Annotated in this window: 23 protein-coding genes and 1 tRNA gene; 13 read left to right on the forward strand and 11 right to left on the reverse strand. The window is 31.0% G+C overall.

What is annotated here, in order from left to right; genetic code table 11:
* The first annotated feature begins 1 nt into the window (after position 1).
* Together AXE80_RS02960 and AXE80_RS02965 are read left to right on the forward strand one after the other, a co-directional pair.
* Entirely contained in the window at positions 2-1,726 is a 1,725-nt protein-coding gene (locus AXE80_RS02960; RefSeq protein ID WP_157359331.1) for a hypothetical protein, read from the forward strand.
* 215 nt (positions 1,727-1,941) lie between these two features.
* Positions 1,942-3,090 (forward strand): glycoside hydrolase family 88/105 protein, encoded by a 1,149-nt coding sequence (locus AXE80_RS02965; protein WP_068824409.1) that lies wholly within the window; start codon positions 1,942-1,944, stop codon positions 3,088-3,090.
* 263 nt (positions 3,091-3,353) lie between these two features.
* On the opposite strand, the gene AXE80_RS02970 is transcribed toward AXE80_RS02965, so the two are convergent.
* Positions 3,354-3,426: transfer RNA gene (locus tag AXE80_RS02970), tRNA-Lys, on the reverse strand.
* Positions 3,427-3,525: 99 nt separating this feature from the next.
* Between AXE80_RS02970 and AXE80_RS02975 the strand changes: the two genes are divergently transcribed.
* Positions 3,526-4,035 (forward strand): shikimate kinase, encoded by a 510-nt coding sequence (locus tag AXE80_RS02975; protein WP_068824410.1) that lies wholly within the window; start codon positions 3,526-3,528, stop codon positions 4,033-4,035.
* A gap of 1 nt (position 4,036) precedes the next feature.
* Here the strand turns inward: AXE80_RS02975 and AXE80_RS02980 are convergent, their stop codons facing one another.
* Both AXE80_RS02980 and AXE80_RS02985 read right to left on the reverse strand, forming a co-directional pair.
* A complete protein-coding gene (locus AXE80_RS02980) occupies positions 4,037-4,537 on the reverse strand; it encodes a phosphoribosyltransferase family protein (protein WP_068824411.1) in 501 nt (166 codons plus the stop codon).
* A gap of 12 nt (positions 4,538-4,549) precedes the next feature.
* The gene (locus AXE80_RS02985) at positions 4,550-4,936 is read right to left on the reverse strand and encodes an RNA-binding S4 domain-containing protein (RefSeq protein ID WP_068824412.1); all 387 of its coding nucleotides are present in this window, start codon (positions 4,934-4,936) and stop codon (positions 4,550-4,552) included.
* Positions 4,937-5,007: 71 nt separating this feature from the next.
* Here AXE80_RS02985 and AXE80_RS02990 point away from each other — a divergent pair, with 71 nt between their 5' ends.
* Positions 5,008-5,691 (forward strand): FKBP-type peptidyl-prolyl cis-trans isomerase, encoded by a 684-nt coding sequence (locus AXE80_RS02990; RefSeq protein WP_068824413.1) that lies wholly within the window; start codon positions 5,008-5,010, stop codon positions 5,689-5,691.
* Between the two features lie 53 nt (positions 5,692-5,744).
* On the opposite strand, the gene AXE80_RS02995 is transcribed toward AXE80_RS02990, so the two are convergent.
* A complete protein-coding gene (locus AXE80_RS02995; RefSeq protein ID WP_068824414.1) occupies positions 5,745-6,278 on the reverse strand; it encodes a DUF1697 domain-containing protein in 534 nt (177 codons plus the stop codon).
* Between the two features lie 91 nt (positions 6,279-6,369).
* On the opposite strand from AXE80_RS02995, the gene pta reads away from it, so the two are divergent.
* The 3 genes from pta (at position 6,370) to AXE80_RS03010 (ending at position 10,444) form a co-directional block, all read left to right on the forward strand.
* A complete protein-coding gene (gene pta / locus AXE80_RS03000; RefSeq protein ID WP_068824415.1) occupies positions 6,370-8,460 on the forward strand; it encodes a phosphate acetyltransferase in 2,091 nt (696 codons plus the stop codon).
* A gap of 3 nt (positions 8,461-8,463) precedes the next feature.
* Positions 8,464-9,648, forward strand: a complete 1,185-nt coding sequence (locus tag AXE80_RS03005; RefSeq protein WP_068824416.1) for an acetate/propionate family kinase — start codon at positions 8,464-8,466, stop codon at positions 9,646-9,648.
* A 154-nt stretch (positions 9,649-9,802) separates the two neighbouring features.
* Positions 9,803-10,444: a hypothetical protein gene (locus tag AXE80_RS03010; RefSeq protein WP_157359332.1), complete on the forward strand. Its 642-nt coding sequence runs from the start codon at positions 9,803-9,805 to the stop codon at positions 10,442-10,444.
* A gap of 53 nt (positions 10,445-10,497) precedes the next feature.
* Here AXE80_RS03010 and AXE80_RS03015 read toward each other — a convergent pair whose 3' ends face one another.
* The 5 genes from AXE80_RS03015 to thrS form a co-directional block, all read right to left on the reverse strand.
* Positions 10,498-11,196 carry a TerC family protein gene (locus AXE80_RS03015; protein ID WP_068824418.1) on the reverse strand — a complete coding sequence of 233 codons (699 nt, stop codon included), beginning with the start codon at positions 11,194-11,196 and terminating at the stop codon, positions 10,498-10,500.
* An 88-nt stretch (positions 11,197-11,284) separates the two neighbouring features.
* Positions 11,285-11,629 (reverse strand): 50S ribosomal protein L20, encoded by a 345-nt coding sequence (rplT, locus tag AXE80_RS03020; RefSeq protein ID WP_068824419.1) that lies wholly within the window; start codon positions 11,627-11,629, stop codon positions 11,285-11,287.
* A gap of 161 nt (positions 11,630-11,790) precedes the next feature.
* On the reverse strand, positions 11,791-11,988 hold the full coding sequence (gene rpmI / locus AXE80_RS03025) for a 50S ribosomal protein L35 (RefSeq protein WP_068824420.1): 198 nt from the start codon (positions 11,986-11,988) through the stop codon (positions 11,791-11,793).
* A 132-nt stretch (positions 11,989-12,120) separates the two neighbouring features.
* Positions 12,121-12,639, reverse strand: a complete 519-nt coding sequence (gene infC / locus AXE80_RS03030; protein WP_083194502.1) for a translation initiation factor IF-3 — start codon at positions 12,637-12,639, stop codon at positions 12,121-12,123.
* An 86-nt stretch (positions 12,640-12,725) separates the two neighbouring features.
* On the reverse strand, positions 12,726-14,669 hold the full coding sequence (gene thrS / locus AXE80_RS03035; RefSeq protein ID WP_068824422.1) for a threonine--tRNA ligase: 1,944 nt from the start codon (positions 14,667-14,669) through the stop codon (positions 12,726-12,728).
* 190 nt (positions 14,670-14,859) lie between these two features.
* Between thrS and guaA the strand changes: the two genes are divergently transcribed.
* Complete coding sequence (gene guaA, locus AXE80_RS03040) at positions 14,860-16,392, forward strand: glutamine-hydrolyzing GMP synthase (RefSeq protein ID WP_068824423.1); 1,533 nt, start codon at positions 14,860-14,862, stop codon at positions 16,390-16,392.
* A gap of 155 nt (positions 16,393-16,547) precedes the next feature.
* Positions 16,548-18,707 (forward strand): LysM peptidoglycan-binding domain-containing protein, encoded by a 2,160-nt coding sequence (locus tag AXE80_RS03045; protein ID WP_083194505.1) that lies wholly within the window; start codon positions 16,548-16,550, stop codon positions 18,705-18,707.
* On the opposite strand, the gene AXE80_RS03050 is transcribed toward AXE80_RS03045, so the two are convergent.
* Positions 18,699-19,697: an NAD-dependent epimerase/dehydratase family protein gene (locus tag AXE80_RS03050; protein WP_068824425.1), complete on the reverse strand. Its 999-nt coding sequence runs from the start codon at positions 19,695-19,697 to the stop codon at positions 18,699-18,701. The genes AXE80_RS03045 and AXE80_RS03050 overlap by 9 nt on opposite strands.
* A gap of 63 nt (positions 19,698-19,760) precedes the next feature.
* Between AXE80_RS03050 and AXE80_RS03055 the strand changes: the two genes are divergently transcribed.
* The gene (locus AXE80_RS03055; RefSeq protein WP_068824426.1) at positions 19,761-20,330 is read left to right on the forward strand and encodes a 5-formyltetrahydrofolate cyclo-ligase; all 570 of its coding nucleotides are present in this window, start codon (positions 19,761-19,763) and stop codon (positions 20,328-20,330) included.
* Entirely contained in the window at positions 20,323-20,970 is a 648-nt protein-coding gene (locus tag AXE80_RS03060) for an HD domain-containing protein (RefSeq protein ID WP_068824427.1), read from the forward strand. The genes AXE80_RS03055 and AXE80_RS03060 overlap by 8 nt, the downstream gene beginning before the upstream one ends.
* 99 nt (positions 20,971-21,069) lie before the next feature.
* Here the strand turns inward: AXE80_RS03060 and AXE80_RS03065 are convergent, their stop codons facing one another.
* On the reverse strand, positions 21,070-21,741 hold the full coding sequence (locus tag AXE80_RS03065) for an SCO family protein (RefSeq protein ID WP_068824428.1): 672 nt from the start codon (positions 21,739-21,741) through the stop codon (positions 21,070-21,072).
* A gap of 111 nt (positions 21,742-21,852) precedes the next feature.
* Between AXE80_RS03065 and rseP the strand changes: the two genes are divergently transcribed.
* Both rseP and AXE80_RS03075 read left to right on the forward strand, forming a co-directional pair.
* Complete coding sequence (gene rseP, locus AXE80_RS03070) at positions 21,853-23,187, forward strand: RIP metalloprotease RseP (RefSeq protein WP_068824429.1); 1,335 nt, start codon at positions 21,853-21,855, stop codon at positions 23,185-23,187.
* Between the two features lie 99 nt (positions 23,188-23,286).
* A complete protein-coding gene (locus tag AXE80_RS03075) occupies positions 23,287-25,128 on the forward strand; it encodes a cation:proton antiporter (protein WP_068824430.1) in 1,842 nt (613 codons plus the stop codon).
* The last annotated feature ends 58 nt before the right edge of the window (positions 25,129-25,186 follow it).

Here is a 25,186-nt window from a genome sequence, read left to right on the forward strand (position 1 = left end):
AATGAAAAATTTAAGATATTTAATAATAGTTTTTACTTTAATTTTTGTTTATAGCTATGATGATGAGAGTGATGCATTGCCTCCAAGTTTTCAAGATGCTACTTGGGTTACTAATGTTCGACCTTCAGATGATTATGTAATAGTAAAAGGAGAAGATATTTCTTTTAGAGATTTATCTCAAGGTGCATTAACTCATCAATTTATTATAGAAGAGGGAAATCATTTTTTATATAGTGGTTATAAAAATAATGATTCTCTACCACTTTTTATAAATAAAAATCTAGGAACCGTATCTATAGACAAAGATGCGCATGTGTTATTTTTAAATCAAGGAATTAATAAAGTAACACTAAGGAATACATTTAAAGACTCCATTAGTTATAAAGGAGCAGTTGTTATTCCTGCATTCAAAGAAAATGATGTTTGGGTTATAGAGAAAACTTGGGAAATAGATGTTTTTGGAGATTTATTGCCAGCTTTCAAGGTTTTAGATAAAAATGGAGATGAAATTATAAATGTTACGGCTACTGATGAAGTTTCAAGAAAAGACGAAGATACATGGCCTGTTATAAATGTTGAAGCAGGAGATGCTTTAACTTATATTGATTTAACAACAGAAGATAGGCCAACTGGAAGAAATTGGTCTCTTACTAGAGCGAAAACTTCTACTACTACAGATTCTATAGTCTCAGCAGGATATTTTTCGTTGGGTACTTTTACGGCAGGTACTTTTACCTCTAGTAGAGGGGGAGACTTCCCAGTAGGAAGAGGCTCTAAGATTATACCTTTAAAAATAAATGTGGTTCCATCATCTCAACCTTTTGTTTATAATGCAGATGGAGGTATGTTAGAAAGCCCTGATGAAGTTATTACTTTTGGTGTTACAGGGGAATTAGTGCCATTTACAGGAGAGGAATCTAGTTTTACAGTTAATGTTAAAAATGCAGATAATGGATTTGACAAAGATATTGCAGTAACATCAGCAAAGATAAACGCAGATGATGCAACTAAAATAGATTTAAAGTTGGCAGAGCCAATATATAATTCGGATGTTGTTACGGTATCATATGCAGGAAGTGGCATTAAATCGGTAGATACAAGAGATTTATTAGCTTTTGGACCTATTGAAGTAAGTATGGATGAAGGTTTCAATTTATTTGTACCAGCACTAGAATCGTATGCTAGTATTGAAGATGGTTCATCAAACGTTTGGGGTGCATATTGTAACGGTTGTTGGGTAGGAAAACCAACCAACTCTCATGATGGAGATGGAAATGCAACTGAAAACTTTTATTTTACTAGAGGAATGGCTACGGCTGATAATTATCAAGTATCTGATGGAGATGCTTCTATGAGATATATTTCTCCGAGTACTGGTATAACAGGGGGTAGAACTATACAATTCACAAAATTCAAAAATTTGGATTTGCCAGCTGGAAGGTATAAAATGCGTATGGATGTTTTTATGGTTGCAGGAAATACGATGTCTGGTATAAATATGTGGTTTAAAGGACCAAATGTTAATGCATTTTGGGATTTGTCTCCGGGTACTGTTGCTAGAGATGAATTTGTAACAGTAGAAAATGTAATTGATTTTAGCGTGTCACCAACTTCAGATAGATTTGATATTCAGGTTAGGGATATTGATAATCCCAATGGGCTGTCGTCAACACAGGAATTTTATTTTGATAATTTAGTAATCCTACCTATTGAGTTAAGACCTTAATTATAAAAAATATGAAAACCTAGTTTTTCGATTAATCAAATAAAAGCCTGCTAAGTAGTGTGTTTACTAGTAGGCTTTTTTAACTAGCAGAACCGAATTAAGCAGAGGCTATTGTCTAATAATTTTGCTTTAAAAGGAAATAATTTTGAAGAAAAAGCAGGTGTTTAAATTGTACAGTTTAAAAGAAGATATTGGTTAATATATAAATATAACAAATGAGTTTAAGTATAAAGAAAAGTAAATTATTCTTTTTAATTATAGTAATTATAATTCAAAAAAGTTATGCTCAAAAAGAAAAAATCACTCTTAAAAGTGTATATACTATAACAAAAAAGGTAACAGATTGGCAAATTGAAACATTTGATGAAATGGGAAAGTATCGAGCCTTACCAACCCAAAATTTAAAACATTTTCATCACCGTAAACGTTACAAAGATGTGGTATGGAATTGTGGTGTTTTGTATTCAGGAATTTTAGAATGGAATACTATAGCTAAAGATAGTGTCTATGATTCATGGTTGCTAAATATAGGATATAGAAATGGATGGAGGTTAGATGATCATAGGTCTGTTTTTAATGCCGATAATCACACTGTTGGATATGCTTATATTCAATTATTTCAACAAGAAAAAGATAGTATGATAATTCAACCTTTATTAAAAGGCTTTGATAAAATTTTGGAAACTTCAGAAAAAGAAAAATCCTATTGGACTTGGGCAGATGCTTTGTTTATGTCTCCTCCAGTATGGGCTTCTTTAGGAGATTTAACTGGAAATCTAAAATATTTATCTTATATGGATAAACAATACCGTTTGACTTATAAACATTTATGGAATGCTAAAGATCAACTTTTTTATAGGGATAAAGCACGTATAAAAAATAGAGAAAAAAATGGAGCAAATGAATATTGGTCAAGAGGAAACGGATGGGTTTTTGGGGGATTGACCTATATGCTACCACATTTACCTGAAAATTGGGAGGGGCGAGAATTTTATATAACCTTATTTCAACAAATGGCAGAGGCTTTAAAAAAGACACAACGTACAGATGGAACTTGGTCTATGGGAATGATGGGTGATGAAAAAGATTATCCTGTAAAAGATGTAAGTGGTTCTAATTTTTTTGTTTTTGGACTGGCTAGAGGTGTTAATATGGGGATTTTAGATAAAAAAACCTATGATCCTATTATTCGTAAAGGATGGAAAGCATTAACTAGCTGTGTACGAGAAGATGGTTTGGTCGGTTATGTTCAAGGAGTAGGTGCTGCTCCAGGTGAAGCATTTGCAAATTATACAGAAGTATATGGTACTGGTGGATTTATCTCAGCGGGAGCTGAAATGTATAAATATCTATTAAACGATTAATAGTAAGTAGACTACTTGATGTTAAATTTTTTAAAAAAATGAATGAGAGTCAATGTACTTGGATATGACGTGTAGAGAGCTAGTAATATTAAAGTAGTTAGGATGGATTTAAGGGCGGTCAGAAGGTTTCTCAGGTTCCTTTTATAATTGTAGAGACTTCATAGTGAATGTGACCGGGCTGGGGCTCACTTCGACTTCGCTCAGTATAAACTTCTCGCCCAATTATATAATAAAAAAGCCTCCCTAAAAAAGGAGGCTTTATGTGACCGGGCTGGGGCTCGAACCCAGGACCCTCTCCTTAAAAGGGAGATGCTCTACCAACTGAGCTACCAGGTCAATGAGAGTGCAAATATAATAGTTTTTTTTAGGCATGAAACTTTTTTTAGCTAGTTTTTTCCTTGATATTTGTGTTCTTTAATATTAGCGTTTAAAATGATGAAATTAGTTTTGTTAGGGTATATGGGCTGTGGTAAATCGGCTATTTCAAATGCATTGAGTAACTCTTTGAATTTGAAAAGAATAGACTTAGATGACTATATAGAAGAGAAGGAAGGAAAAACAATTGCTGATATTTTTACAGAGCGTGGTGAAATTTATTTTAGAAAATTAGAAACAGCTTGTTTACAAGAGTTATTAGATAGTAATGAAGAATTTATTCTTTCTCTAGGAGGTGGAACTCCATGTTTTGGAAACAATATGGAAATCATCAATCAAAAATCTACCTCTGTTTATTTAAGCGCAAATATTCCAACATTAGTAATAAGATTGTTACCAGAAAAAGCCAAAAGACCTTTAATTGCTAGAATTGAAGATGAAGAATTAGCAGAGTTTATTGGTAAACACTTGTTTGAAAGACGTCATTATTATTTACAAGCAAAAATTGCAGTATCTGTAGATAATAAGCCTGTTCAAATTATTGCGGATGAAATAGCTATGGCTTTATAAATTAACACAAATAAGCCACAGACTCTTTTTCATTACTAAAATCAACTTTAATAGTTTCTTGTAAAGAAGTAGATAAAGAAATTCCTTTAAAATCTGCTTTTACAGGATATTCTTTGTGATTACGGTTAACCAAAACAGCTGTTCTAAAAGAGGCTAAAGGTACTTCTAAAAAATGTTTAACTCCATAAATTAAAGTCTTACCAGAATTTAAAACATCATCAATTAAAACTACATGTTTATTGGTGTATTCTTCTTTAGAGATACTTGTTGTTATGGGAGCTAAAAGATCTTTTTTATCTAAAATAACTTCGCACAAAGTAATATTTAATTCAGAAATTTGTTCTAAATGGTTTTTAATGTGTTGTGCAAAAACAAATCCATTCCCATTAATCCCAGCCAAGATAATTTCATCAACATCACAGTGACTTTCTAAAATTTGAAAAGCAATTCTTCTTGTTTTTTGAGTAATTTCTAGATGATTTAAAATAATAGACTTGTTCATGTAATAATGAATTTAATTTTCTGATTCAAAGTTATTGTTTTCTTGGTATTCATCTATATCTCTTCGATCTTTTTTACTAGGTCTACCAGCACCTTTTTGGCGGTAATAATCTTTAGAGTATTTTAAAAGATCTAAATGATCAAAAGCTTCTTTTGGAGTGGTGTCTTTTCTGTATAAATCTACCAATTTAGCCCCAACTCTGTTAAGTGGAATATCTAAAACTTCTAACTGATAATTGATTTGGTTTTTGCGAACAATTAATTTTTCACCAATATACACCTCTTTAGAAGGTTTGGCATTAACATTGTTAATCTTAATATGACCTTTTTTACATGCCTCAGTTGCTAAAGATCGAGTCTTAAACATTCTAATGGTCCATAAATATTTGTCAATTCGCATGCGTTATTTTTGTTTGTTTCTTTCTGCTAAGATATGAAAATTGTAAATTGCGAGTTCTAAAACGTTCAATAATGAATTTTAAAAAAATATGTTTAGCCCTAGTGGCATCAATTATATTCAGTTGTACTCCTGATACAATAGAAACATTTGACCATGCGGCACAGTATGTAACAGAAAAACCTATTGTGGATGAGTATTTGGCAACGCATTATTTTGATGATGTTGATAAAGAAATTAAAGAGATAGATGCAAACCAAACAGCTTTGATAAACGATGCTAACCTGCAAGCTTTGTCTACCAACTATAATGATGTTGATTATGTAATGTACTCATATGTATATGAACAAGGACAAAATGAGGATGTAAGAGATCAAAATGGTAACCCTAGAGGTGAAGATGCCGTAGTTAGAGATGTAGTAGGTAGCCCTGATAGAGATGACTTAGTAAATGTAGCCTATAAAGTATTTTCATTAGATGGAGAAGTTTATGAAGAAAGTAAAAGAAGTGATGGATTCTTATATTTAGATTCTTTAATTGAAGGATGGAGAATAGGAATGGCTGTTTTTAGAGGTGGTTATTCTAATGAGGATGACTCTGAAGTGTATAGAGAATACACAGAAACAGGAAAAGGTTTTATGATTATTCCCTCTGGTTTAGCGTACCAAAATCATGGTAGTGGTTTTATAGGTCAAAATGAAATAATTGTTTTTAAAATAGAGTTAAGAACAGTGATTTCTTATGGAGAGGATTTATAAAAAATAAGATATATTATTTGCTAATAAAGGGTCTGTTTTATAAAACAGACCCTTTATTTTTTTTCGGCAATTTCTACAAGTTTACCAATAGTTCTTATATTTCTTGTAGTGGCAATTATTTGTAACTGCTTTTCAAAATAATTGTTGTTTAGTTTAGAGTCACTAAGTTTTACACCGTATTTAACATAAATAACACTTTTTACTACATCAAATATATCATTAGGGTATTCTTTGTCTTTTAACTCACTTATTTTTTGGAGCTTAGGCACTTCTGATAAAAAGCTGATATAGTTAGTTTTGTAATCTATCTCGTATGGATAATTGTTAAAAATATTTTTAAATTCATCAATGGAGTAACTAAATGCAGATACATCATAATTGTAGTTCTTTAAAATAATACTTGTAAACAAAAGGTTTATTTCATTATTAGTTTTTAAATTGCTATCTACCACAAAATTACCGCTTTGTATATAGCTTTTAGCAGTTGTAATATTAGGGTGGGTTAAAAGAATCGCTATAAAATCTTTCATCAAAATTTTGTGTTTACCACTAACATTTATACCTCTTAATAATACAATATACCTCATGTAGAATAAATTTATTTAATAATTAAAAGTATGATTTATATTAGTTTTTACAGGATTTAATTATCTTACTTTTGTATAAAAATAATAAGTTATGAGTAAAGCGATTTATATTGCAGCATCACATTCAAATAGCGGAAAATCTATTGTTACTTTAGGATTAATGAGGTTGTTATTAGGAAAAACAACCAAAGTAGGTTATATAAAACCAATTATTACTGTAGAGAAAAATAAAAAAGACTTTCATATAGAAACCATCCTTTCTCATTTTGATTTGGATATTGATTATAACGATGCCTATGTGTTTACAGGTAAAGAAGTTATCACTAAAAGAAATCAAGGGAAAATAGGAGAGGTGATTGATACCATTATCAAGCAATACAAAAAAATGGAATCTAAATACGATTTTGTTTTGGTTGAAGGTACTGATTTTGAAGGAGATGCTACTTCTTTAGAGGCTGAGTTAAATGTAAATATTGCTAAAAATTTAGGGATTCCTGCTTTAATTATTAGTAAAGCTTCAAAAGGATCTATAGATAACACTATTGAAAACACAAAGTTGATTTATGATACTTTTAAAAATGGAGATGTAGAAGTACTTTCTGTTGTTGTTAATAAAGTAAGTAAAGAAAATGTAGGTAAAATTGAAAAACGTTTGTTAGATATTGTACCAAAAAATGTTGTGACTTGTGCAATTCCTTTCTCAAATAAATTATCTAATCCTACAGTGGCAGAAATTGTTAGAGAGTTAGATGCTGAGGTAATGTTTGGACAAGGAGGGTTAAACAATCCTATTGGTGCTTATGGGGTAGGAGCCATGCAGTTAAGAAATCACTTACAACATTACGAAGAAAATTATTTGGTAGTAACCCCAGGAGATAGAGCAGATATTATTTTAGGATCGTTACAGGCAAATACCTCTAAAAACTATCCTAAAGTTGCTGGAATTGTATTAACCGGAGGTTTAAAACCAGAAGGAACTATTTTAAGATTGATTGATGGACTTTCTGATATTGTTCCTATTTTGTCTGTAAAAACAGGAACTTTTGAAACCGCTACCAATGTAGCAAATGTTCAAGCACAGATTTATTCAGAGAATAACGATAAAATTTTAGCATCATTAAGAATTTTTAACAAATATGTACCTACTGATGATTTAACTAATAAGTTAATCAATTTTGAAGTAAAAGGGATGACTCCCAAAATGTTTCAATACAATATGGTGGATAGGGCTCAAAAACAAAAGAAAAGAGTTGTTTTACCCGAAGGGAATGATGCTAGAGTATTAGAAGCAGCTGCTATGTTAGCCACTTTAAATATAGTGGATGTTACGCTTTTAGGAGATATTGAAGAGTTAAAAATAAAAGCAGAAAAAATAGGGATTGCGATTAATTTTGATAAAATAAAAGTAATCAATCCACTTACTTCAGAGTATTTAGAAGATTTTGTAAATACTTTCTACGAACTTAGAAAACATAAGGGAGTGAATTTAGATATGGCTCGTGATACCATGACGGATGTATCTTATTTTGGAACCATGATGGTGCACAAAGGTTTAGTAGATGGAATGGTGTCGGGAGCAGTAAATACTACCCAACATACCATTAGACCAGCGCTACAATTTATTAAAACGAAACCTGATGTTTCGGTAGTATCATCAGTTTTCTTTATGTGTATGGATAATAGAGTTTCTGTTTTTGGAGATTGTGCTATTAATCCAGATCCTACGGCAGAACAATTGGCAGAAATTGCTATTTCCTCTGCAGATTCAGCAGCAAATTTTGGAATCGAACCAAGAGTCGCTATGTTGTCTTATTCATCTGGTTCATCTGGTAAAGGTGCGCATGTAGATAAGGTAAGAGCAGCTACAGAAATTGTAAAAACCAAACGACCAGATTTAAAAGTAGAAGGGCCAATTCAGTACGATGCAGCAGTAGATGCTGGAGTAGCAAAAAGTAAAATGCCAAACTCTGAAGTAGCAGGACAAGCAACAGTGTTGATTTTCCCAGATTTAAATACAGGAAACAATACCTATAAAGCCATTCAGAGAGAAACTGGAGCATTGGCTATTGGGCCAATGTTACAAGGACTAAATAAACCCGTTAACGATTTAAGTAGAGGTTGTACCGTTGACGATATTTTTAACACAGTTATTATTACTGCAATACAAGCACAAGAATTTTAAAATATGAATGTACTAGTTATTAATTCAGGGAGTTCCTCTCTAAAATATCAAATGATAGAAATGCCATCAGAAAAAGTTATTTGTGGTGGATTAATAGAACGTATAGGACAGCAAAATTCAAAATTTGTTTATGATCCTACAGATGGAGAGGAAGTAGAGGTAGAAGCTGCTATTTCAGATCATAAAGAAGGATTGTCTAAGTTGGTTTCTTATTTGTTAGATGAAACCATTGGTGTTTTAAAATCTACAGATGATTTAAAAGTAATTGGACATAGAGTAGTTCATGGAGGAAGTACGTTCTCTAAAACAAGATTGGTAACCCCAGAGGTAAAATCAAAAATAAAAGATTTGTTTTCTTTGGCTCCTTTGCACAATCCAGCAAATTTATTGGGTATAGAGGTTTGCGAAGAATTATTTCCAGCAGCTAAACAAATTGTGGTGTTTGATACTGCTTTTCATCAAACAATGCCTTCTGTCGCGTATAAATATGCTTTACCTAAGAAAATCACAGAGGAAAAAAAGATTCGTGTATATGGTTTTCATGGAACAAGTCACAAATATATTTCTGAAAAAGCAAATGAGTTTTTAGGAACTAAAAATACCAAGTTAATTACTTTACATATTGGGAACGGAGCTTCTGTTTCTGCAGTAAAAAATGGTGAGTGTATAGATCATTCAATGGGTTTTTCACCAACTGCTGGTTTGGCTATGGGAACAAGAACAGGAGATATAGACCCTTCTGTGGTGTTACATTTAATTAAAAATTTAGGATATTCTGTTGATGAGGCTAGTAATATTTTAAATAAACAAAGTGGGATGTTAGGGATGACTGGATATTCAGACTTTAGAGATATTGTTGCTCAATCGGAGTCTGGAAATAAAGATTGTACCGAAGCTTTAGAATTATATGCTTATAGAGTAAAAAAATACATAGGGTCTTTTGTAGCAAGTATGAACGGTTTAGATGCGCTTGTTTTTACGGCTGGTGCAGGTGAAAACTGTAAAGAAATAAGAGAATTAATTTGTAAAGATTTACAATTTTTAGGAATTGAAATTGATGAGAATCTCAATAATGTTAGAGCAAAGAAGTTAACAGAGATTCATGCTTCTAACTCAAAAGTAAAAGTGTTGATTATTCCTACTAATGAAGAGTTAGAAATAGCTAAACAGTGTTTTGAGTTGAATTAAAAGAACTGTATCATTATTATAAAAAGGGTTTACTACATAAGTGTAGTAAACCCTTTTCTTTTTATTTAGATGATGTTTTGTTAATATTTGGTCTTTGGCTTTGGTTACATTATTGTTTTTTGACTTGTGTATTAATTTAAAATCAAAAAATGTTATGAAAAAAGTATTACTTGGTATGTTGTTTTTAGCAACAATGGGCATGTTTGCTCAAGAAACAGAATTTAAATCTCCTATTAAAAAAGGGAGGGTTAATTTAGCAGGGAGTTTATCCGTGATAATAGATGATTCTAATTTTGAGAATAATAATTCTAAATATAAGAATGTTGTTTTTAGCCCTAATATTGGTTATGTAATTCAAGAGAATTTAGTTTTAGGAACTACTTTATCTGTTGGTTATGGTGAAAACAAGAATGATTATGAGAATAATAACTCTAACATATTTAATAAAAACACCAGAAAAAAATATAGAATTGGAGTGTTTGCTAAAAAGTATATACCCGTTATAGATAAATTGTTTTTGAATTTAGCACCAGGAGTTTATTATGAAAGAAATATATATTTATATTCAAACAATAACAATGATGATAATTATTCTAATCAATATGAAGTGAATGTTACTCCAGGAATAAGCTATTTTTTTAATAATAATTTAGCGTTACAAATGAATTTAGGTAGTTTATCATATAACTATATAGAGAGAAGAGATAAAGAGAGTGATGAAATTTCTAGTAAAGGAAATACAGTAGCACTAAACTTAACTTCAAATGTTTCTTTAGGTATTAGCTATTTTTTTTAAAACTATGATAGGTAATAAAAAAAAACTCGATAGAAATTTCTATCGAGCTTTTTTTATTTGTTAATTTTTACAGTTTTGATTTGTATCAAATCAACTAAGAAAGCAAATAGCATAGAGAAATAAATATATCCTTTAGGAATTTCAAAATGCAATCCTTCTCCAATAAGCGATACACCAATCATCATTAAAAAACAAAGTGCTAATATTTTAAAAGAAATATGTTTGTTAATAAAGTTTACAATAGGTTTAGAAGCAAAAATCATCACCAATACACTAATAATTATGGCGGTATACATTACATATAAATTATTAACCATTCCTACAGCGGTAATAATAGAATCTATTGAAAACACAATGTCTAACAATAAAATTTCAAATAACAAATTTCTAAATGTTGGGTTTTTAATCTTCTTATCAGGATTACTTTGATGGTTTTCTGTATGATGGAAAATTTCTGTACTAGCCTTGTAAAGTAAAAAGATTCCACCACCCAAAAGGATGATGTTTTTACCGCTAAAACCAATTCCGAAAATTGTAAATAAAGTATTGTCTAGCTTTAAAATCCAAGAGATTACAGTAAGCAGTCCTATTCTGATAATTGCAGCTAGTGACAAGCCTATAATGCGGAGTTTGTCTCTTTTTTCTTCGGGCAATTTATCAGTTAAAATAGAGATAAAAATAATATTATCTATCCCTAGCACAACTTCTAAAAAAATTAGTGAAAGTAAGGGAATAAGAATTTCTTGTAGCATAGTTTAGTTTTATATCAAATTTAATAAATTAAAAAACCCTCTAACAAAAGTTAGAGGGTTAAAATATAAGCAAGATGTTATTTTAAATTTATTTTACTTTTTCGACGATGGCCTTAAAAGCTTCTGGGTTGTTCATCGCTAAATCAGCTAAAACCTTACGGTTTAATTCGATATTGTTAGCTTTTACTTTTCCCATAAACTGAGAATAAGACAATCCATGAATACGAGCACCAGCGTTGATACGAGTAATCCATAATCCACGGAAACTTCTTTTCTTGTTTTTTCTATCACGGTAAGCGTAGCACATTGCTTTCTCAACCGCGTTTTTTGCTACTGTGTAAACGTTTTTACGTCTTCCAAAGTAACCTTTTGCTTGCTTCAAGATTTTTTTTCTTCTGTTTCTTGAAGCTACTGAATTTACTGATCTAGGCATAATTTCAATGTTTTTTGTAGTAAGGCGATTATCTTAATTGTTAGTGTTAAATGTTTAATGGTTAACGATTCGTTGTGCATTAATCATTAATAACTAATCATTGACAATTCTTAAATAAGCCCACTCCATGGTTAATATTTAATATTCCCGTTAAACTTAAATTACTTTAAGTTTAATTGATTTTTGATGTTTGACTCATCACTTTTGTGAACTAACCCATCATGAGTTAACTTCAACTTACGCTTCTTAGACTTCTTTGTTAAGATGTGACTTTTAAAAGCGTGTTTTCTTTTTAATTTTCCAGTACCAGTTACCTTGAATCTCTTCTTAGCACTTGATTTTGTTTTTAATTTAGGCATCTCTCTTTAAGTTTTTTATTCTTGCTTATTTTATCTTTTAGTTCTTAAAGTTAAAAGTCTGTCAAGTATTAATATTTACGCTTTATGAGTAAACTTTTAACTTTATTCCTTTTAAAACTTTAGAAACTAGTTTTACTTTTTCACTTTAGGAGCAAGAAACATAATCATACGTTTACCCTCTAATTTAGGCATCTGTTCTACTTTACCATATTCTTCTAACTCTTGAGCTAATTTTAATAATAAAATTTGTCCTTGGTCTTTAAATATAATAGAACGTCCTTTAAAGAATACATACGCTTTTAATTTAGCACCATCTTGTAAAAACTTGATAGCATGTTTCTTTTTAAACTCGTAATCGTGTTCATCTGTTTGAGGTCCAAAACGAATTTCTTTTACAGTTACCTTAGAAGCCTTTGCTTTGATAACCTTATCACGTTTCTTTTGCTCATACAAGAACTTCTTGTAATCAATAATTTTACAAACAGGAGGAACTGCTTTTGGAGAAATTTCTACCAAATCTAATTCTTGTTCCTTTGCTATTTGCTTTGCTTTGGCAAGAGGGTAAACACCAATTTCTATGTTTTCTCCAACCAAACGTACCTCATCCACAAAACGAATGTGCTCGTTAATTCTGTGTGGATTCTCTTTAATAATTCTCGCAGGTCCTTTAGACCTTCTTCTCTTAATTGCTATGGCTTTATCTTTTTACTCTCATATTGCTATGAGAAATTAAACTTTTATTTAAATGTTACTAAGGTTTTAGCAACTTCATCTGATATGTGTTTGATGAAATCTTCTATAGAAAAAGTTCCTAAATCTCCTTCTCCATGTTTTCTAACAGAAACACTTTCTTCTCCTTCTTCTTTTTCCCCTACAATAATCATGTAAGGAACTTTGCTAACCTCAGCATCTCTAATCTTTCGACCAGTCTTCTCATTTCGGTCGTCAATTAGCGTGCGAATTTCGGAATTTTCTAGCAATTCTGAAACTTTTTCAGCATATTTCTGATATTTCTCACTGATTGGTAGGATGATAACTTGTTCTGGCATCAACCAAAGAGGGAAATTACCTCCAGTATGTTCTAACAATACAGCAATAAAACGTTCCATAGATCCAAATGGAGCACGATGTATCATTACTGGTCTGTGATCTGAATTATCAGAACCTTTGTAAGTTAAATCAAATCTTTCTGGTAAATTGTAATCTACCTGAATAGTTCCTAACTGCCAACTTCTACCTAAGGCATCTTTTACCATAAAGTCTAATTTAGGTCCGTAAAAAGCAGCTTCACCTGTTTCTACCACATAATTTAAACCTTTTTCTTTGGCAGCGTTTATAATTGCATTTTCTGCTTTGTCCCAGTTTTCATCAGAACCAATATATTTACTTGGGTTTTCAGGATCTCTTAAAGATACTTGTGCTGTAAAATCTTCAAAACCTAAAGAACCAAAAACATATAATACCAAATCAATTACATCTTTAAATTCTTGATCTAATTGGTCTGGAGTACAAAAAATATGTGCATCATCTTGTGTAAAACAACGTACACGTGTCATTCCGTGTAATTCTCCACTTTGCTCGTATCTATATACAGTACCAAATTCTGCATAACGTTTTGGTAATTCTTTATAAGAATAAGGCTTGTAGTTAAATACTTCACAGTGGTGAGGACAGTTCATTGGTTTTAATAAGAACTCTTCGTCCATTTTTGGAGTTTTGATAGGTTGAAAACTATCTTCTCCATATTTTTCATAGTGACCAGAAGTTACATATAATTCTTTCTGACCAATATGTGGTGTCATTACCATTTCGTAACCAGCTTTCTTTTGTGCTTTTTTTAAGAAATCTTCTAAACGAGATCTTAAAGCAGCTCCTTTAGGCAACCATAAAGGCAATCCTTGACCTACTTTTTGAGAAAAAGTAAACAATTCTAATTCTTTACCTAATTTACGGTGATCACGTTGTTTTGCTAACTCTAACAACTCTAAATATTCCTTAAGCATTTTAGCTTTTGGGAATGATATTCCATAAATACGTGTTAATTGAGGATTTTTTTCATCACCTCTCCAATAAGCACCTGCAGCACTCATTACTTTAACAGCTTTTAAAATTCCAGTGTTAGGAATATGACCTCCACGACATAAATCTGTAAAATCATCATGATCGCAAAAAGTAATTTCTCCATCATTTAAGTTTTCAATCAACTCAACTTTAAATGGATTATTTTCTTCTTTATATTTAGCTAAGGCATCAGCTTTAGAAACTTCACGTAACGTAAATTCGTGTTTTCCTCTAGCTAATTCTAAAAATCGTTGTTCAATTTTAGGAAAGTCATTTTCAGAAACTTTGTGTTCACCAAAATCAATATCGTAGTAAAAACCATTTTCTATGGCAGGACCAATGGTTAGTTTTACACCAGGGTACAATTGTTGGATTGCCTGAGCTAAAACGTGTGCAGAAGAGTGCCAAAAAGCTTTTTTTCCTTCTGGTTGCTCAAATGTATATAAGGTTAAATTACCATCGGTGGTTAATGGGGTTTTGGTTTCAACGGTTTGTCCATTAAAACTAGCAGAAATCACATTTCTGGCTAATCCTTGGCTAATGCTCATAGCCACATCCATTGGAGTACTGTTTTTGTCGTACTCTCTTACACTTCCATCGGGTAAAGTAATATTAATCATTATAGATATTTTTTGCTGTGCAAAGATAGGGTATTAATTGTAAGTTTAAAACAATCAAAATTAAAGTTTTGAAGCCTTTTTACTTTGGAATTATTGCTTTTAATCCCTTTGTTTTTCAGCGTGTTAAAAATGTATGAGATTCTTTGACTTTTAAATTTTTAAATCTTTGAATAAAAAGTTACTTTTGCGCATGCAACAAAAAGTACTTATTCTAGATTTCGGATCTCAAGTTACGCAGCTGATAGCTCGTCGAGTGAGAGAATTAAACATTTATTGTGAAATTCACCCATACAACAGCGAAAAATACAATTTTGCTGATTATAAAGCAGTTATTTTATCGGGTTCTCCACACTCTGTTAGAGGAGAGAATGCTCCTAAAATTGACTTGTCAGAAGTAAAAGGTAAAAAACCATTATTAGGAATCTGTTATGGAGCTCAATACTTAGCACACTTTTTTGGTGGAGAAGTAGGAGCATCAAACACAAGAGAATATGGTAGAGCCAACTTATCTTTCTTAGATCATACCAATCCTTTATTTGATGAAATCAAGGAGGGAAGTCAGGTTTGGATGAGTCACTCTGATACCATTTTAAATTTACCAGATAATTATGAATGTATTGCAAGTACACCTGATGTAAAAAATGCAGCATATCATGTAAAAGGTGAAGATACTTATGCTATTCAATTCCACCCAGAAGTATATCATTCTACAGATGGAACTAAATTGTTAGAAAACTTTTTAGTGAAAATTGCAGGGGTTGCTCAAGAATGGACACCAAATAACTTTGTAGAAACTACTGTTCAAGAAATTAAAGATAAAGTAGGAAACGATAAAGTAGTCTTAGGACTGTCTGGTGGAGTAGATTCTACCGTAGCTGCTGTTTTATTAAACAAAGCTATTGGAGATAACTTATACTGTATTTTTGTTAACAACGGTTTGTTACGTAAAAATGAATTTGAGGCAGTGTTAAAGCAATACGAAGGTATGGGCTTAAACGTAAAAGGAGTAGATGCTACTGATAGATTCATGAAAGAATTAGAAGGTTTGTCTGATCCTGAAGCAAAACGTAAAGCTATTGGAAAAGCATTTATTGATGTTTTTGATGCTGAATCTCATTTGATTGAAGATGTAAAATGGTTGGCACAAGGAACTATTTATCCAGATGTAATTGAATCTGTTTCTGCAGATGGAGGGCCATCAGCAACCATTAAATCTCATCACAACGTAGGAGGATTGCCAGACTTTATGAAATTAAAGATAGTGGAGCCTTTGCGTATGATTTTTAAAGATGAAGTTCGTAGAGCAGGAAAATCTATGGGAATAGATCCTGAGTTGTTAGGACGTCATCCTTTCCCAGGGCCAGGATTGGCTATTAGAATTCTAGGAGATATAACTGCTGAAAAAGTAGCAATGTTACAAGAAGTAGATCATATTTTTATTCAAGGATTAAAAGATCATGGATTGTATGATTCTGTTTGGCAGGCAGGAGCTATTTTATTACCAGTACAATCTGTAGGGGTAATGGGAGATGAGCGTACTTACGAAAAAGCAGTTGCTTTACGTGCAGTAGAGTCTACTGATGGTATGACGGCTGATTGGGTAGATTTACCTTATAAATTTTTACAAGAAATTTCTAATAAAATTATCAATAACGTTAAAGGAGTAAACAGAGTTGTTTATGATATTAGCTCTAAACCACCAGCAACTATTGAGTGGGAATAATTTTAATAAATGATGATAAAAACGCCAAATAACTTATGTTGTTTGGCGTTTCTATTTTATAATAACTTATTTATAGAATGTATTACCTCGTATGAATTATACATATTTGGTATAATATATGTAATATTGCTGTTAGAAAAAGAACCCTTATATATATGAGAATATTTAAAATTTTTAGCCTTTTTTTAATTATGATGAGTGCTACTGTATATGCACAAACCATAAAAGAATATAAAACAGAAAAAGGTGAATCTTTAAGAGATGTAGCTAAAAAGTTTGATATTAGTTATAAAGATTTAATGGAAGCCAACCCTGATATTTCAAGATGGCCAAAATCAAATACTTTAATTAAAATACCTACAGATGCTCCAAAGCTTGTTAAAAAAATAAAAAGACCAAAAGACCGCAGGCCAGATAGTAAAAAAGATTTGGTTAATGCATCTGCTCAAGATTCTATGGGGATACATATTGTAAAACCAAAGGAAACATTGTACAGTTTGTCTAAGTTGTATGATGTAGAAATGACAACTTTAATAAAAGACAATCCAATTTTAACTTTTGATGGTTTAAAAATAGGGCAAGAATTAAAAGTACCTTATAAAGAACCAGAGGTTTTAGAGGCTTCAAAAAACCACATAGTAAAAGAAAAAGAAACTTGGTATGGTATTTCTAAGCTATATGGAGTTACCATTGAGGATTTAAAATTAGCCAATCCTAATTTTGCTATTGAAGGATTAAAAATTGGTTCTGTAATAGAAATTCCGGTTTCTAATAATTTAGCTACTCAAGAACAAGGAAGTGGAAAATCAAATGAAAATTCTCATACCATTTCAAAAGGAGAAACTTTATATAGTGTTTCTAAATCATACGGAATTAGTGTAGATGAACTTTTAGCGGTAAATGATACTGTTGTAGTAGATAGTTTAGTGATTGGAACGGTGTTAAAATTACCTAAAAAAGTTGTAGAGAGTGTGGTGGTAAGTACCGCTTCTCCTATATATAAACAAACGCCAGTATTTTATAAATACTACAGTCATAAAGATACTTTAGCTGTGGTTTTAGATAAATATAACATGTCTTTGGACTCGTTAAAGTCATTAAATCCATCATTAGATAGTTTGGTAAATAATGGAGGTAAAATGTTGATGGGCTTTAAAAAGACACATCAATTATTTGGAAATCAAGAGTGGTTTAAAGATTCAATTATTACCAATAAGCCTATCAAAGCAATGGTAATGCTTCCTTTTGATTTTAAGAAGAACGATACTTTAAGTCAAGAAATATTATTTGCCAATAGTTCAGCATTACCAACTATTGTTTCTGATTTTTATTTGGGAGCAGAAATAGCGATAGATTCTTTAAAAAATCAAGGAATTAATGTTGATTTAAAAGTTGTAGATACTGAAAAATCTGTAGATTCTATTTATAAAAACATCGCAAAATATAAAGCTATGGAACCCGATGTGATTGTGGGGCCTTTGTATAGCTCTAATGCAATTTATGTTGCTACCCAGTTTACAGGTACACCAGTTTATTATCCTATCTATTCTAAAAAACAATCTACTTTTATGAATAGTAACTTGATAAAAACAGCTACAGAAAAAAGTTTGTTCGAAAAGGAGATTTTAGCTTTTATTAAAGAAAATAGAAAAGGACAACACTTACTAATTGTTGGTTTAAATGAGAATAGAAATGAATTGTTAAAACTAAAGAATCAACTGGTTAAAAAAGATAGTGTTGGTAAAGTTTTGGCAGATGATGTTTCTATTTTAACCCTGTCTAAAGGGTATATTGCTAAGTCAGACTTCCTAGATAAAATAAAGTTAGATAAACCTAATTGGATTTTAATTGCTGATAAGAACAACGTAGTAACTTCTGATGTTTTTAATAATGTGATGAGTTTGCCTAAAGAGAATAAGTATAAAACTCCAGTGAGAATTTTATCTTTTGAAAAATCAGACTATATTGATAAGTTGTCTTATGAGTCTTTGTTTAGATATCATTATACTTATGCAACAGATGAGGTTGAGTATAGAGAAATTGAAAACAAATCTTTTGAACAATCGTATTTAAGAAAAAATCATCAATATCCAAGTTATCATGCAACTCGTGGTTTTGATGTTACTTATGATGCTGTTTTAAGAGTGTTAAAAAGCAAAAACGGTGGAAAAGGTTTATATGATCCATCTTACAGAAGTAAAACAGCTTTTGTATATAAAAAAGGAGAGCTTCCTACAAAAACAAATCAAGCAGTATTTGTAAACGCTATAGAGAATACAAAGCAAGGCGGGTTAAAAATAATAAGATTAAGATAGTTTAGAAGCTATTTTTTCAATAGTCATATCAAAAGGAGTGTAGTTAAAATCTACACTCTTTTTTATTTTACTACCATCGTAAAATCTTTTTTTCTGAGCAGCTTTTGCACTGTATTTATTTAGGCCAATTTGTAAATATCCAAAGCTAATTACAGAAAAGAAACTGTTAATTCTCCAAACTACTTCGGTAATTCCTTTTCCAATTTTGTGTTTAGGTGGTTTTACTCCAAGTTTTTTGGCTATTAAAGTAAAAAGATCTTTAAAACTATAATTTTCGTTTACCAATACAAAACGTTCGTTTTTAATATTGCTATTCATTAAAGTAATCATAGCATTGGTTACATCATTTACATCAACAACACCTGTAACTCCTGTGGTGTAAAATTTAAATCCTTTTTTTATTTTATGGAATAATTTTCCTGTGTTTACTTTCCAAGCACCAAATCCAAAAATAACACCTGGGTTAACAATAACCATTTCTAAATTTTCTTGAGAACCTCTCCAAACTTCCATTTCTCCTCCAAATTTAGATAGGCTGTAATCACTGTGATCTCCTTCTACATTCCATTCAGAATCCTCATCCATAATAGAAGCTCCTGGTTTTTTAGAAAGGGTAGCAATAGAGCTTACATAGCACAATTTTTTAATTTTATTGGCAATGCAAAGGTTTACAATATTGGAAGTCCCTTCAATATTTATCTTTCGTAACTTTTCACTGTCTTTAGGAGAAAAAGAAACCATTGCTGCAGCATGATAAACATGAGTAATATCTTTAAAAGCAATTTCTAAGGCAGGAATGTCGGTAATATCGGCTTGTCTCCAAATAATGTTATCAAAGAGTGATGTAGCACTATACAAATCAAAAATTTCTTTAGTGGTTTGTTGTGTGTTGGCATTTCTATACAATGCAACTACTTTTTGGTTCTCTTTGCACAATTTATAAATTAAGTGTGCACCTACTAAGCCTGTTCCTCCTGTTACTAAAATCATAGTTCGAAATTAATCAATTTTAGGAAATATTAATTGTTAATTTTACTTTTCAAAGTTTAGTATATGAATAAAAATGATTTAAGGATAAAATATAAATCTTTAAGGAGTAAATTAAGTGTTGATGATGTAGCATTAAAAAGTATTGAGGTTTCTAATCAACTATTAAAATTAGACGTTTGGGAAAAAACATATTATCATCTTTTTTTATCGATTGATACTCAAAAAGAGATAGATACCGAACATGTTTTACATATTCTATTTGCTAGAAATAAAGAAGTTGTGGTGTCTAAATCAGATTTTAAAACCAATACTTTATCACATTTTTTATTAACAGAAAACACCAAGTTAAAAGTAAATTCTTATGGTATTCCAGAACCAACAAACGGATTGCCTGTTCCAGAAAATATGATTGATGTGGTATTTGTTCCTTTATTAGCTTTTGATAAAAAAGGAAATAGGGTAGGATATGGAAAAGGATTTTATGATGATTTTTTGTCGAAATGTAAAAAGGATACTCTAAAAATAGGATTGTCTTTTTTTGATGCTGAACAAGAAATAGAAGATGTTTATCAAGGAGATTTTCCTTTAGATTATTGCGTAACACCAACTAAAATTTACAGGTTTAATGAATAGTGTTGTAGAGAATACCATTGCTTTTGTAAAAGAGCAATTAAAAAATGCAGAGGGAGGTCACGATTGGTTTCATATAGAAAGAGTATACAAAAACTCATTACTGATTGCTCAAACAGAAAAATGTGATATTGAGATTGTTTCTTTAGGCGCTTTGTTGCACGATATTGCAGATTCTAAATTTTATAACGGAAACGAAGAAGTTGGACCTAAAGTGGCTCGTGATTTTTTAAAATCTCAAAAAGTAAAAGAATCTACTATTGAGCATGTTATTAAAATTATTGAGAATATTTCTTTTAAAGGAGGAAACGAAACTCAAAAATTTAGCTCAAAAGAATTAGATGTTGTTCAAGATGCAGATAGGTTAGATGCTATTGGAGCTGTAGGAATTGCTAGAGCTTTTAGTTATGGTGGTTTTAAAAATAGAGGAATGTATGATCCTGAAATAAAGCCTAATTTAAAGATGACTAAAGAGGAGTATAAAAAAAGTACTGCGCCTACAATTAATCATTTTTATGAAAAATTATTGTTGTTAAAAGATAGAATGAATACTACAACAGGAAAAGAAATTGCAGCAAAAAGACATCAGTTTATGGAGCTTTATTTAGAACAGTTTTATAACGAATTTAATGGTGTTTTGTAATGGATTTGCAAAGAAACCGACAATATATAAAGAAGAGTTAAGCCTGCTTAATTCTTTTTCATAGCAATTTTCCTCGCTGTATTTTTTACAGCGAGGTTTTTACTTTTCGGTAAGTAATAAATTTATGTCTTTGCTAAGTTGTTCAATTTCTTTTTTATTGGTACCATCATAAAAACCTCTAATTCTTTTTTTAGTATCAATCAAAACAAATTGTTCTGTATGTATAAAATCCTGATCACCTCCATCACCTTCATCAAGCACCGCAAAATAACTTTTACGAGCTAGGTTATAAATCATTTTTTTACTTCCAGTGGTAATATGCCATTTTCCAGAAATAGCTCCATGGGCATCGGCATAGGCTTTTAGTACAGGAACGCTATCCATAATTGGTGTTACGGAGTGCGATAAAAATTTAATTTTAGAATTATTGATGAATGCTTCTTGTAAAATAGACATGTTGTCAGTCATTATTGGGCAGATGGTTCCACAACGTGTAAAGAAAAAATCAGCTACATATATTTTGTCTTTAAAATCAGCTTCTGTAACCGTTTTACCATCTTGATCTACTAAAGAAAAAGAGGCAATAGTGTGGTTTTTAGAAATATTTAACATACTATCATCAACCAATTTTGGGTTTATATCTGTAGGATTGTAAATTGGCAAAGATTTTGACTTGCTGTTAAGGTGATAAAGTGATGCTATAATAATAATCGATAATACACCCATCGCAATAAAAGTGTATTTAGATTTGGCAAAAAAATGTTGACTCATAATGAAATTTTCATCAAAGTTACAAAGCATTTAAGAAAATTAGCACAAAAAATATGAACACATAATTAAAGTTGTACATTTGTTCGACTTAAAAAAGAATTACATTAATACATGGAGAATTTAATTATTGCAGGACAGTTTATTTTAAGCCTGTCACTATTAATAGTGTTACACGAATTAGGGCATTTTATACCTGCAAAACTGTTTAAAACCAAAGTAGAAAAGTTTTATTTATTTTTTGATTACAAGTTTTCTCTTTTTAAGAAAAAAGTAGGAGAAACTGTATATGGAATTGGATGGATTCCACTAGGAGGATATGTGAAAATTGCAGGGATGATAGACGAAAGTATGGATACCGAGCAAATGAAACAACCTGCACAACCTTGGGAATTTAGATCTAAACCAGCATGGCAGCGTTTAATTATTATGTTAGGTGGGGTAATTGTAAACTTTGTGTTAGGATTACTAATCTATATCATGATTTTTTCTGTTTGGGGACAAGAAGTTGTTGGGCCTAAAGATGTTAAAAACGGATTTTCTGTAAGTCAAACCTTAAAAAAATATGGGTTTAAAGATGGAGATACTTTCTTAAAGGTAGATGGAAAACCGGTAGAAAATGTTTTAGATGTAAATAAACAATTGTTTTTAAGAGATGTTAAAACAATTGAAGTACTTCATGCTGATGGAACTACTGAAAATTTAAGTGTTCCTGAAGAGATTGGAAAAGAAATGTGGCAGTTAAATGATTTAAAACCATTTACGCCTCGTTTTGTTGCGGTGGTAGATTCTGTTATTGCAGGAAAACCAGCTTACCAATCAGGATTTATGAAACACGATAGAATAGTTTCTGTTAATGGTGAAACTTCTGTGTATTGGGGAGATTTTACTTCTAAAATACAAGAATCAAACGGAGAAGCTATAGAGGTTGTAGTTGATAGAAATGGTGTTTTGGTGACGTTAACAGTAACTCCAGACGAAGATAAAAAGATTGGGGTAGCCCCTGCGTTTAATCCAGATGAGAATTTTACCGTTAAACATCAGACTTATGGAATTGCGGAGAGCATAAATAAAGGTGCATCAGCAGCGTATTGGACTTTAAAAGATTATATGGCTCAGTTTAAGTATGTATTTACTAAAAAAGGAGCAACTAGTATGGGAGGTTTTATCTCAATTGCTAAAATTTTTAAACCAGTTTGGGATTGGCAAATATTTTGGGCTAACACAGCATTCTTATCTATTATGTTAGGGTTTATGAATTTATTACCAATTCCTGCATTAGATGGAGGACATGTAGTGTTTACTTTGTACGAAATGGTTACAGGTAGAAAACCAGGAGATAAATTTTTAGAGTATGCACAAATTACAGGATTTGTATTGTTACTTTCTTTACTAGCTTTTGCTAATGGAAATGATATTTATAAACTTGTTTTAGGATTTATATCTTAATAAAAAAAATACTTAAAATAAAGGTGTTCTTATTCTGTAAGAACACCTTTATTTTTATACAAAAAAGTGTATTTTACGGCTGATAAAAAAAATTGATATATGATTGAGTTAGCAGGAATTATTATTTTAGGAATTTTAGCACAATGGTTGGCATGGAGGCTTAAATTACCTGCAATTTTACCATTAATCTTAGTAGGGCTATTAGTTGGGCCTGTTTCATCATTGTTTACGCCTGATGGTTCTAAATGGATAGAACCTGTTTGGAATGGAACCAAAGGATTGTTTGCGGGAGAGAGTTTATTTTATTTTGTTTCCTTAGCAATTAGCATTATTTTGTTTGAAGGAGGGTTAACTTTAAAAAAGAAAGAAGTACTAAATGTAGGGCCTGCAATTATAAAACTAATTACATTAGGAAGTATCATTACTTTTTTTGCTGCTGGAGTAGCAGTACATTATTTGTTTAATTTAAGTTGGGCAATTTCCTTTTTATTTTCATCCTTAATTATTGTTACAGGGCCTACGGTAATTACGCCAATCCTTAGAAATATTAGATTAAAAAGAGATGTTTCTGCAATTTTAAAATGGGAGGGAATTTTAATTGATCCTGTTGGAGCTTTGGTAGCCGTTTTGGTATTTGAGTTTATTAGTATTGAACAAACACATGAGTTTACCAAAACAGCGATTATTGAGTTTGGTAAAATTATTTTATTTGGAACTACCTTTGGATTTACATTTGCCCACGGATTTAATTTTACTTTAAAAAAGAATTGGGTACCTAAGTATTTGTTAAATGTTTTTACACTTGCTTATGTGTTAGGAGTTTTTGTGTTGTCAGATTCTTTTGCTCATGAATCTGGTTTATTATCAGTAGTAGTCATGGGAATGGTGTTAGGAAACATAGATTTACCAAACCTTAAAGAGATATTACATTTTAAAGAATCTCTAAGTGTATTGTTAATTTCTATACTGTTTATATTGCTATCAGCTAATATGAATATCAGTGATATTTATTTGGTTAACAATTGGCAAACATTAGCACTTTTTGGAATTATCATTTTCCTTGTTCGCCCATTGGGAGTCTTTTTAAGTACTATGAATTCTGGCTTAAAATTTAGAGAAAAAGTATTTGTTAGTTGGGTAGGTCCTAGAGGAATTGTTGCGGCTGGTATTGCTTCTTTATTTGGTTTAAAATTAGTTGCTCAAGGAGAGCCTGGAGCAGAGTATATAACCCCATTGGTTTTTGTTATTGTATTAGGAACAGTTTTGTTAAACGCTACAACGGCAAGAGCAGTTGCTAGAATTTTAGGTGTGTTTTTACGTTCATCAAAAGGAATTTTGATTGTGGGTGCTTCTGAAGTTTCTAGGGTGATTGCTAAATATTTAGAAGAGAAAAACAGATATGTTGTTTTGATAGATAACAATGCAGAAAATATTAGCATCGCACAAAAAATGGGATTAAATGCTGAGGTTTTTGATGTTTTTACTGATGAAGTAGGAGATAATATTGAATACTCTGACATTGGATATTTATTGGCTTTAACTGCTAGTAAAAAAGTAAATAAACACGCTATAGGAAGTTTTAAAAAGACCATTGATAAAGCTTCTTGTTTTAGGTTTGTGTCAGAGATAGAGTTAAGTTCTGGTAAGGCAGATTCAGGAAGTAATTTCTTATCAACCAAAGATGACTTTTTAAAGTTTAGTGAGTTAATAAGAGAATATCCTCAGGTTAATGAAATAGAGATTAAATCTCAAGAAGATTTTATTCAAAAAAATCAAGAATTAACAGATAAAAACAATACAATTCCATTGTTTGTAGCAGATGAAAAAGGAGAGTTGTATGTGATTGCAGCAGCCAACAAAACCATAAAAATAGGGAAGCATTTTAAATTGGTTTATGTTGGAGAACCTTTGTCTGATAAACAGGAAGTTATAAAAAAATAGATTTTTTAAAGAAGTCTGTTTTTGAAATAATAATAATTGTATATTTGCACTCTTAAAA

This window comes from Wenyingzhuangia fucanilytica (genome assembly GCF_001697185.1).
In the GTDB taxonomy this organism is placed as follows: Bacteria; Bacteroidota; Bacteroidia; order Flavobacteriales; family Flavobacteriaceae; genus Wenyingzhuangia; species Wenyingzhuangia fucanilytica.

Excerpts from the sequence above, each read along its gene's own strand:
- rseP (WP_068824429.1), top strand. The coding sequence starts at position 21,853 with ATGGAGAATTTAATTATTGCAGGACAGTTTATTTTAAGCCTGTCACTA.
- AXE80_RS03075 (WP_068824430.1), top strand. The coding sequence starts at position 23,287 with ATGATTGAGTTAGCAGGAATTATTATTTTAGGAATTTTAGCACAATGG.
- AXE80_RS02985 (WP_068824412.1), bottom strand. The coding sequence starts at position 4,936 with ATGCGAATTGACAAATATTTATGGACCATTAGAATGTTTAAGACTCGA.
- AXE80_RS02975 (WP_068824410.1), top strand. The coding sequence starts at position 3,526 with ATGAAATTAGTTTTGTTAGGGTATATGGGCTGTGGTAAATCGGCTATT.
- guaA (WP_068824423.1), top strand. The coding sequence starts at position 14,860 with ATGCAACAAAAAGTACTTATTCTAGATTTCGGATCTCAAGTTACGCAG.
- AXE80_RS02965 (WP_068824409.1), top strand. The coding sequence starts at position 1,942 with ATGAGTTTAAGTATAAAGAAAAGTAAATTATTCTTTTTAATTATAGTA.
- AXE80_RS02980 (WP_068824411.1), bottom strand. The coding sequence starts at position 4,537 with ATGAACAAGTCTATTATTTTAAATCATCTAGAAATTACTCAAAAAACA.
- AXE80_RS03055 (WP_068824426.1), top strand. The coding sequence starts at position 19,761 with ATGAATAAAAATGATTTAAGGATAAAATATAAATCTTTAAGGAGTAAA.
- AXE80_RS02995 (WP_068824414.1), bottom strand. The coding sequence starts at position 6,278 with ATGAGGTATATTGTATTATTAAGAGGTATAAATGTTAGTGGTAAACAC.
- AXE80_RS03015 (WP_068824418.1), bottom strand. The coding sequence starts at position 11,196 with ATGCTACAAGAAATTCTTATTCCCTTACTTTCACTAATTTTTTTAGAA.
- AXE80_RS03060 (WP_068824427.1), top strand. The coding sequence starts at position 20,323 with ATGAATAGTGTTGTAGAGAATACCATTGCTTTTGTAAAAGAGCAATTA.
- AXE80_RS02990 (WP_068824413.1), top strand. The coding sequence starts at position 5,008 with ATGAATTTTAAAAAAATATGTTTAGCCCTAGTGGCATCAATTATATTC.
- thrS (WP_068824422.1), bottom strand. The coding sequence starts at position 14,669 with ATGATTAATATTACTTTACCCGATGGAAGTGTAAGAGAGTACGACAAA.
- AXE80_RS03010 (WP_157359332.1), top strand. The coding sequence starts at position 9,803 with ATGAAAAAAGTATTACTTGGTATGTTGTTTTTAGCAACAATGGGCATG.
- pta (WP_068824415.1), top strand. The coding sequence starts at position 6,370 with ATGAGTAAAGCGATTTATATTGCAGCATCACATTCAAATAGCGGAAAA.
- AXE80_RS03005 (WP_068824416.1), top strand. The coding sequence starts at position 8,464 with ATGAATGTACTAGTTATTAATTCAGGGAGTTCCTCTCTAAAATATCAA.
- AXE80_RS02960 (WP_157359331.1), top strand. The coding sequence starts at position 2 with ATGAAAAATTTAAGATATTTAATAATAGTTTTTACTTTAATTTTTGTT.
- rplT (WP_068824419.1), bottom strand. The coding sequence starts at position 11,629 with ATGCCTAGATCAGTAAATTCAGTAGCTTCAAGAAACAGAAGAAAAAAA.
- AXE80_RS03050 (WP_068824425.1), bottom strand. The coding sequence starts at position 19,697 with ATGATTTTAGTAACAGGAGGAACAGGCTTAGTAGGTGCACACTTAATT.
- AXE80_RS03065 (WP_068824428.1), bottom strand. The coding sequence starts at position 21,741 with ATGAGTCAACATTTTTTTGCCAAATCTAAATACACTTTTATTGCGATG.
- AXE80_RS03045 (WP_083194505.1), top strand. The coding sequence starts at position 16,548 with ATGAGAATATTTAAAATTTTTAGCCTTTTTTTAATTATGATGAGTGCT.
- rpmI (WP_068824420.1), bottom strand. The coding sequence starts at position 11,988 with ATGCCTAAATTAAAAACAAAATCAAGTGCTAAGAAGAGATTCAAGGTA.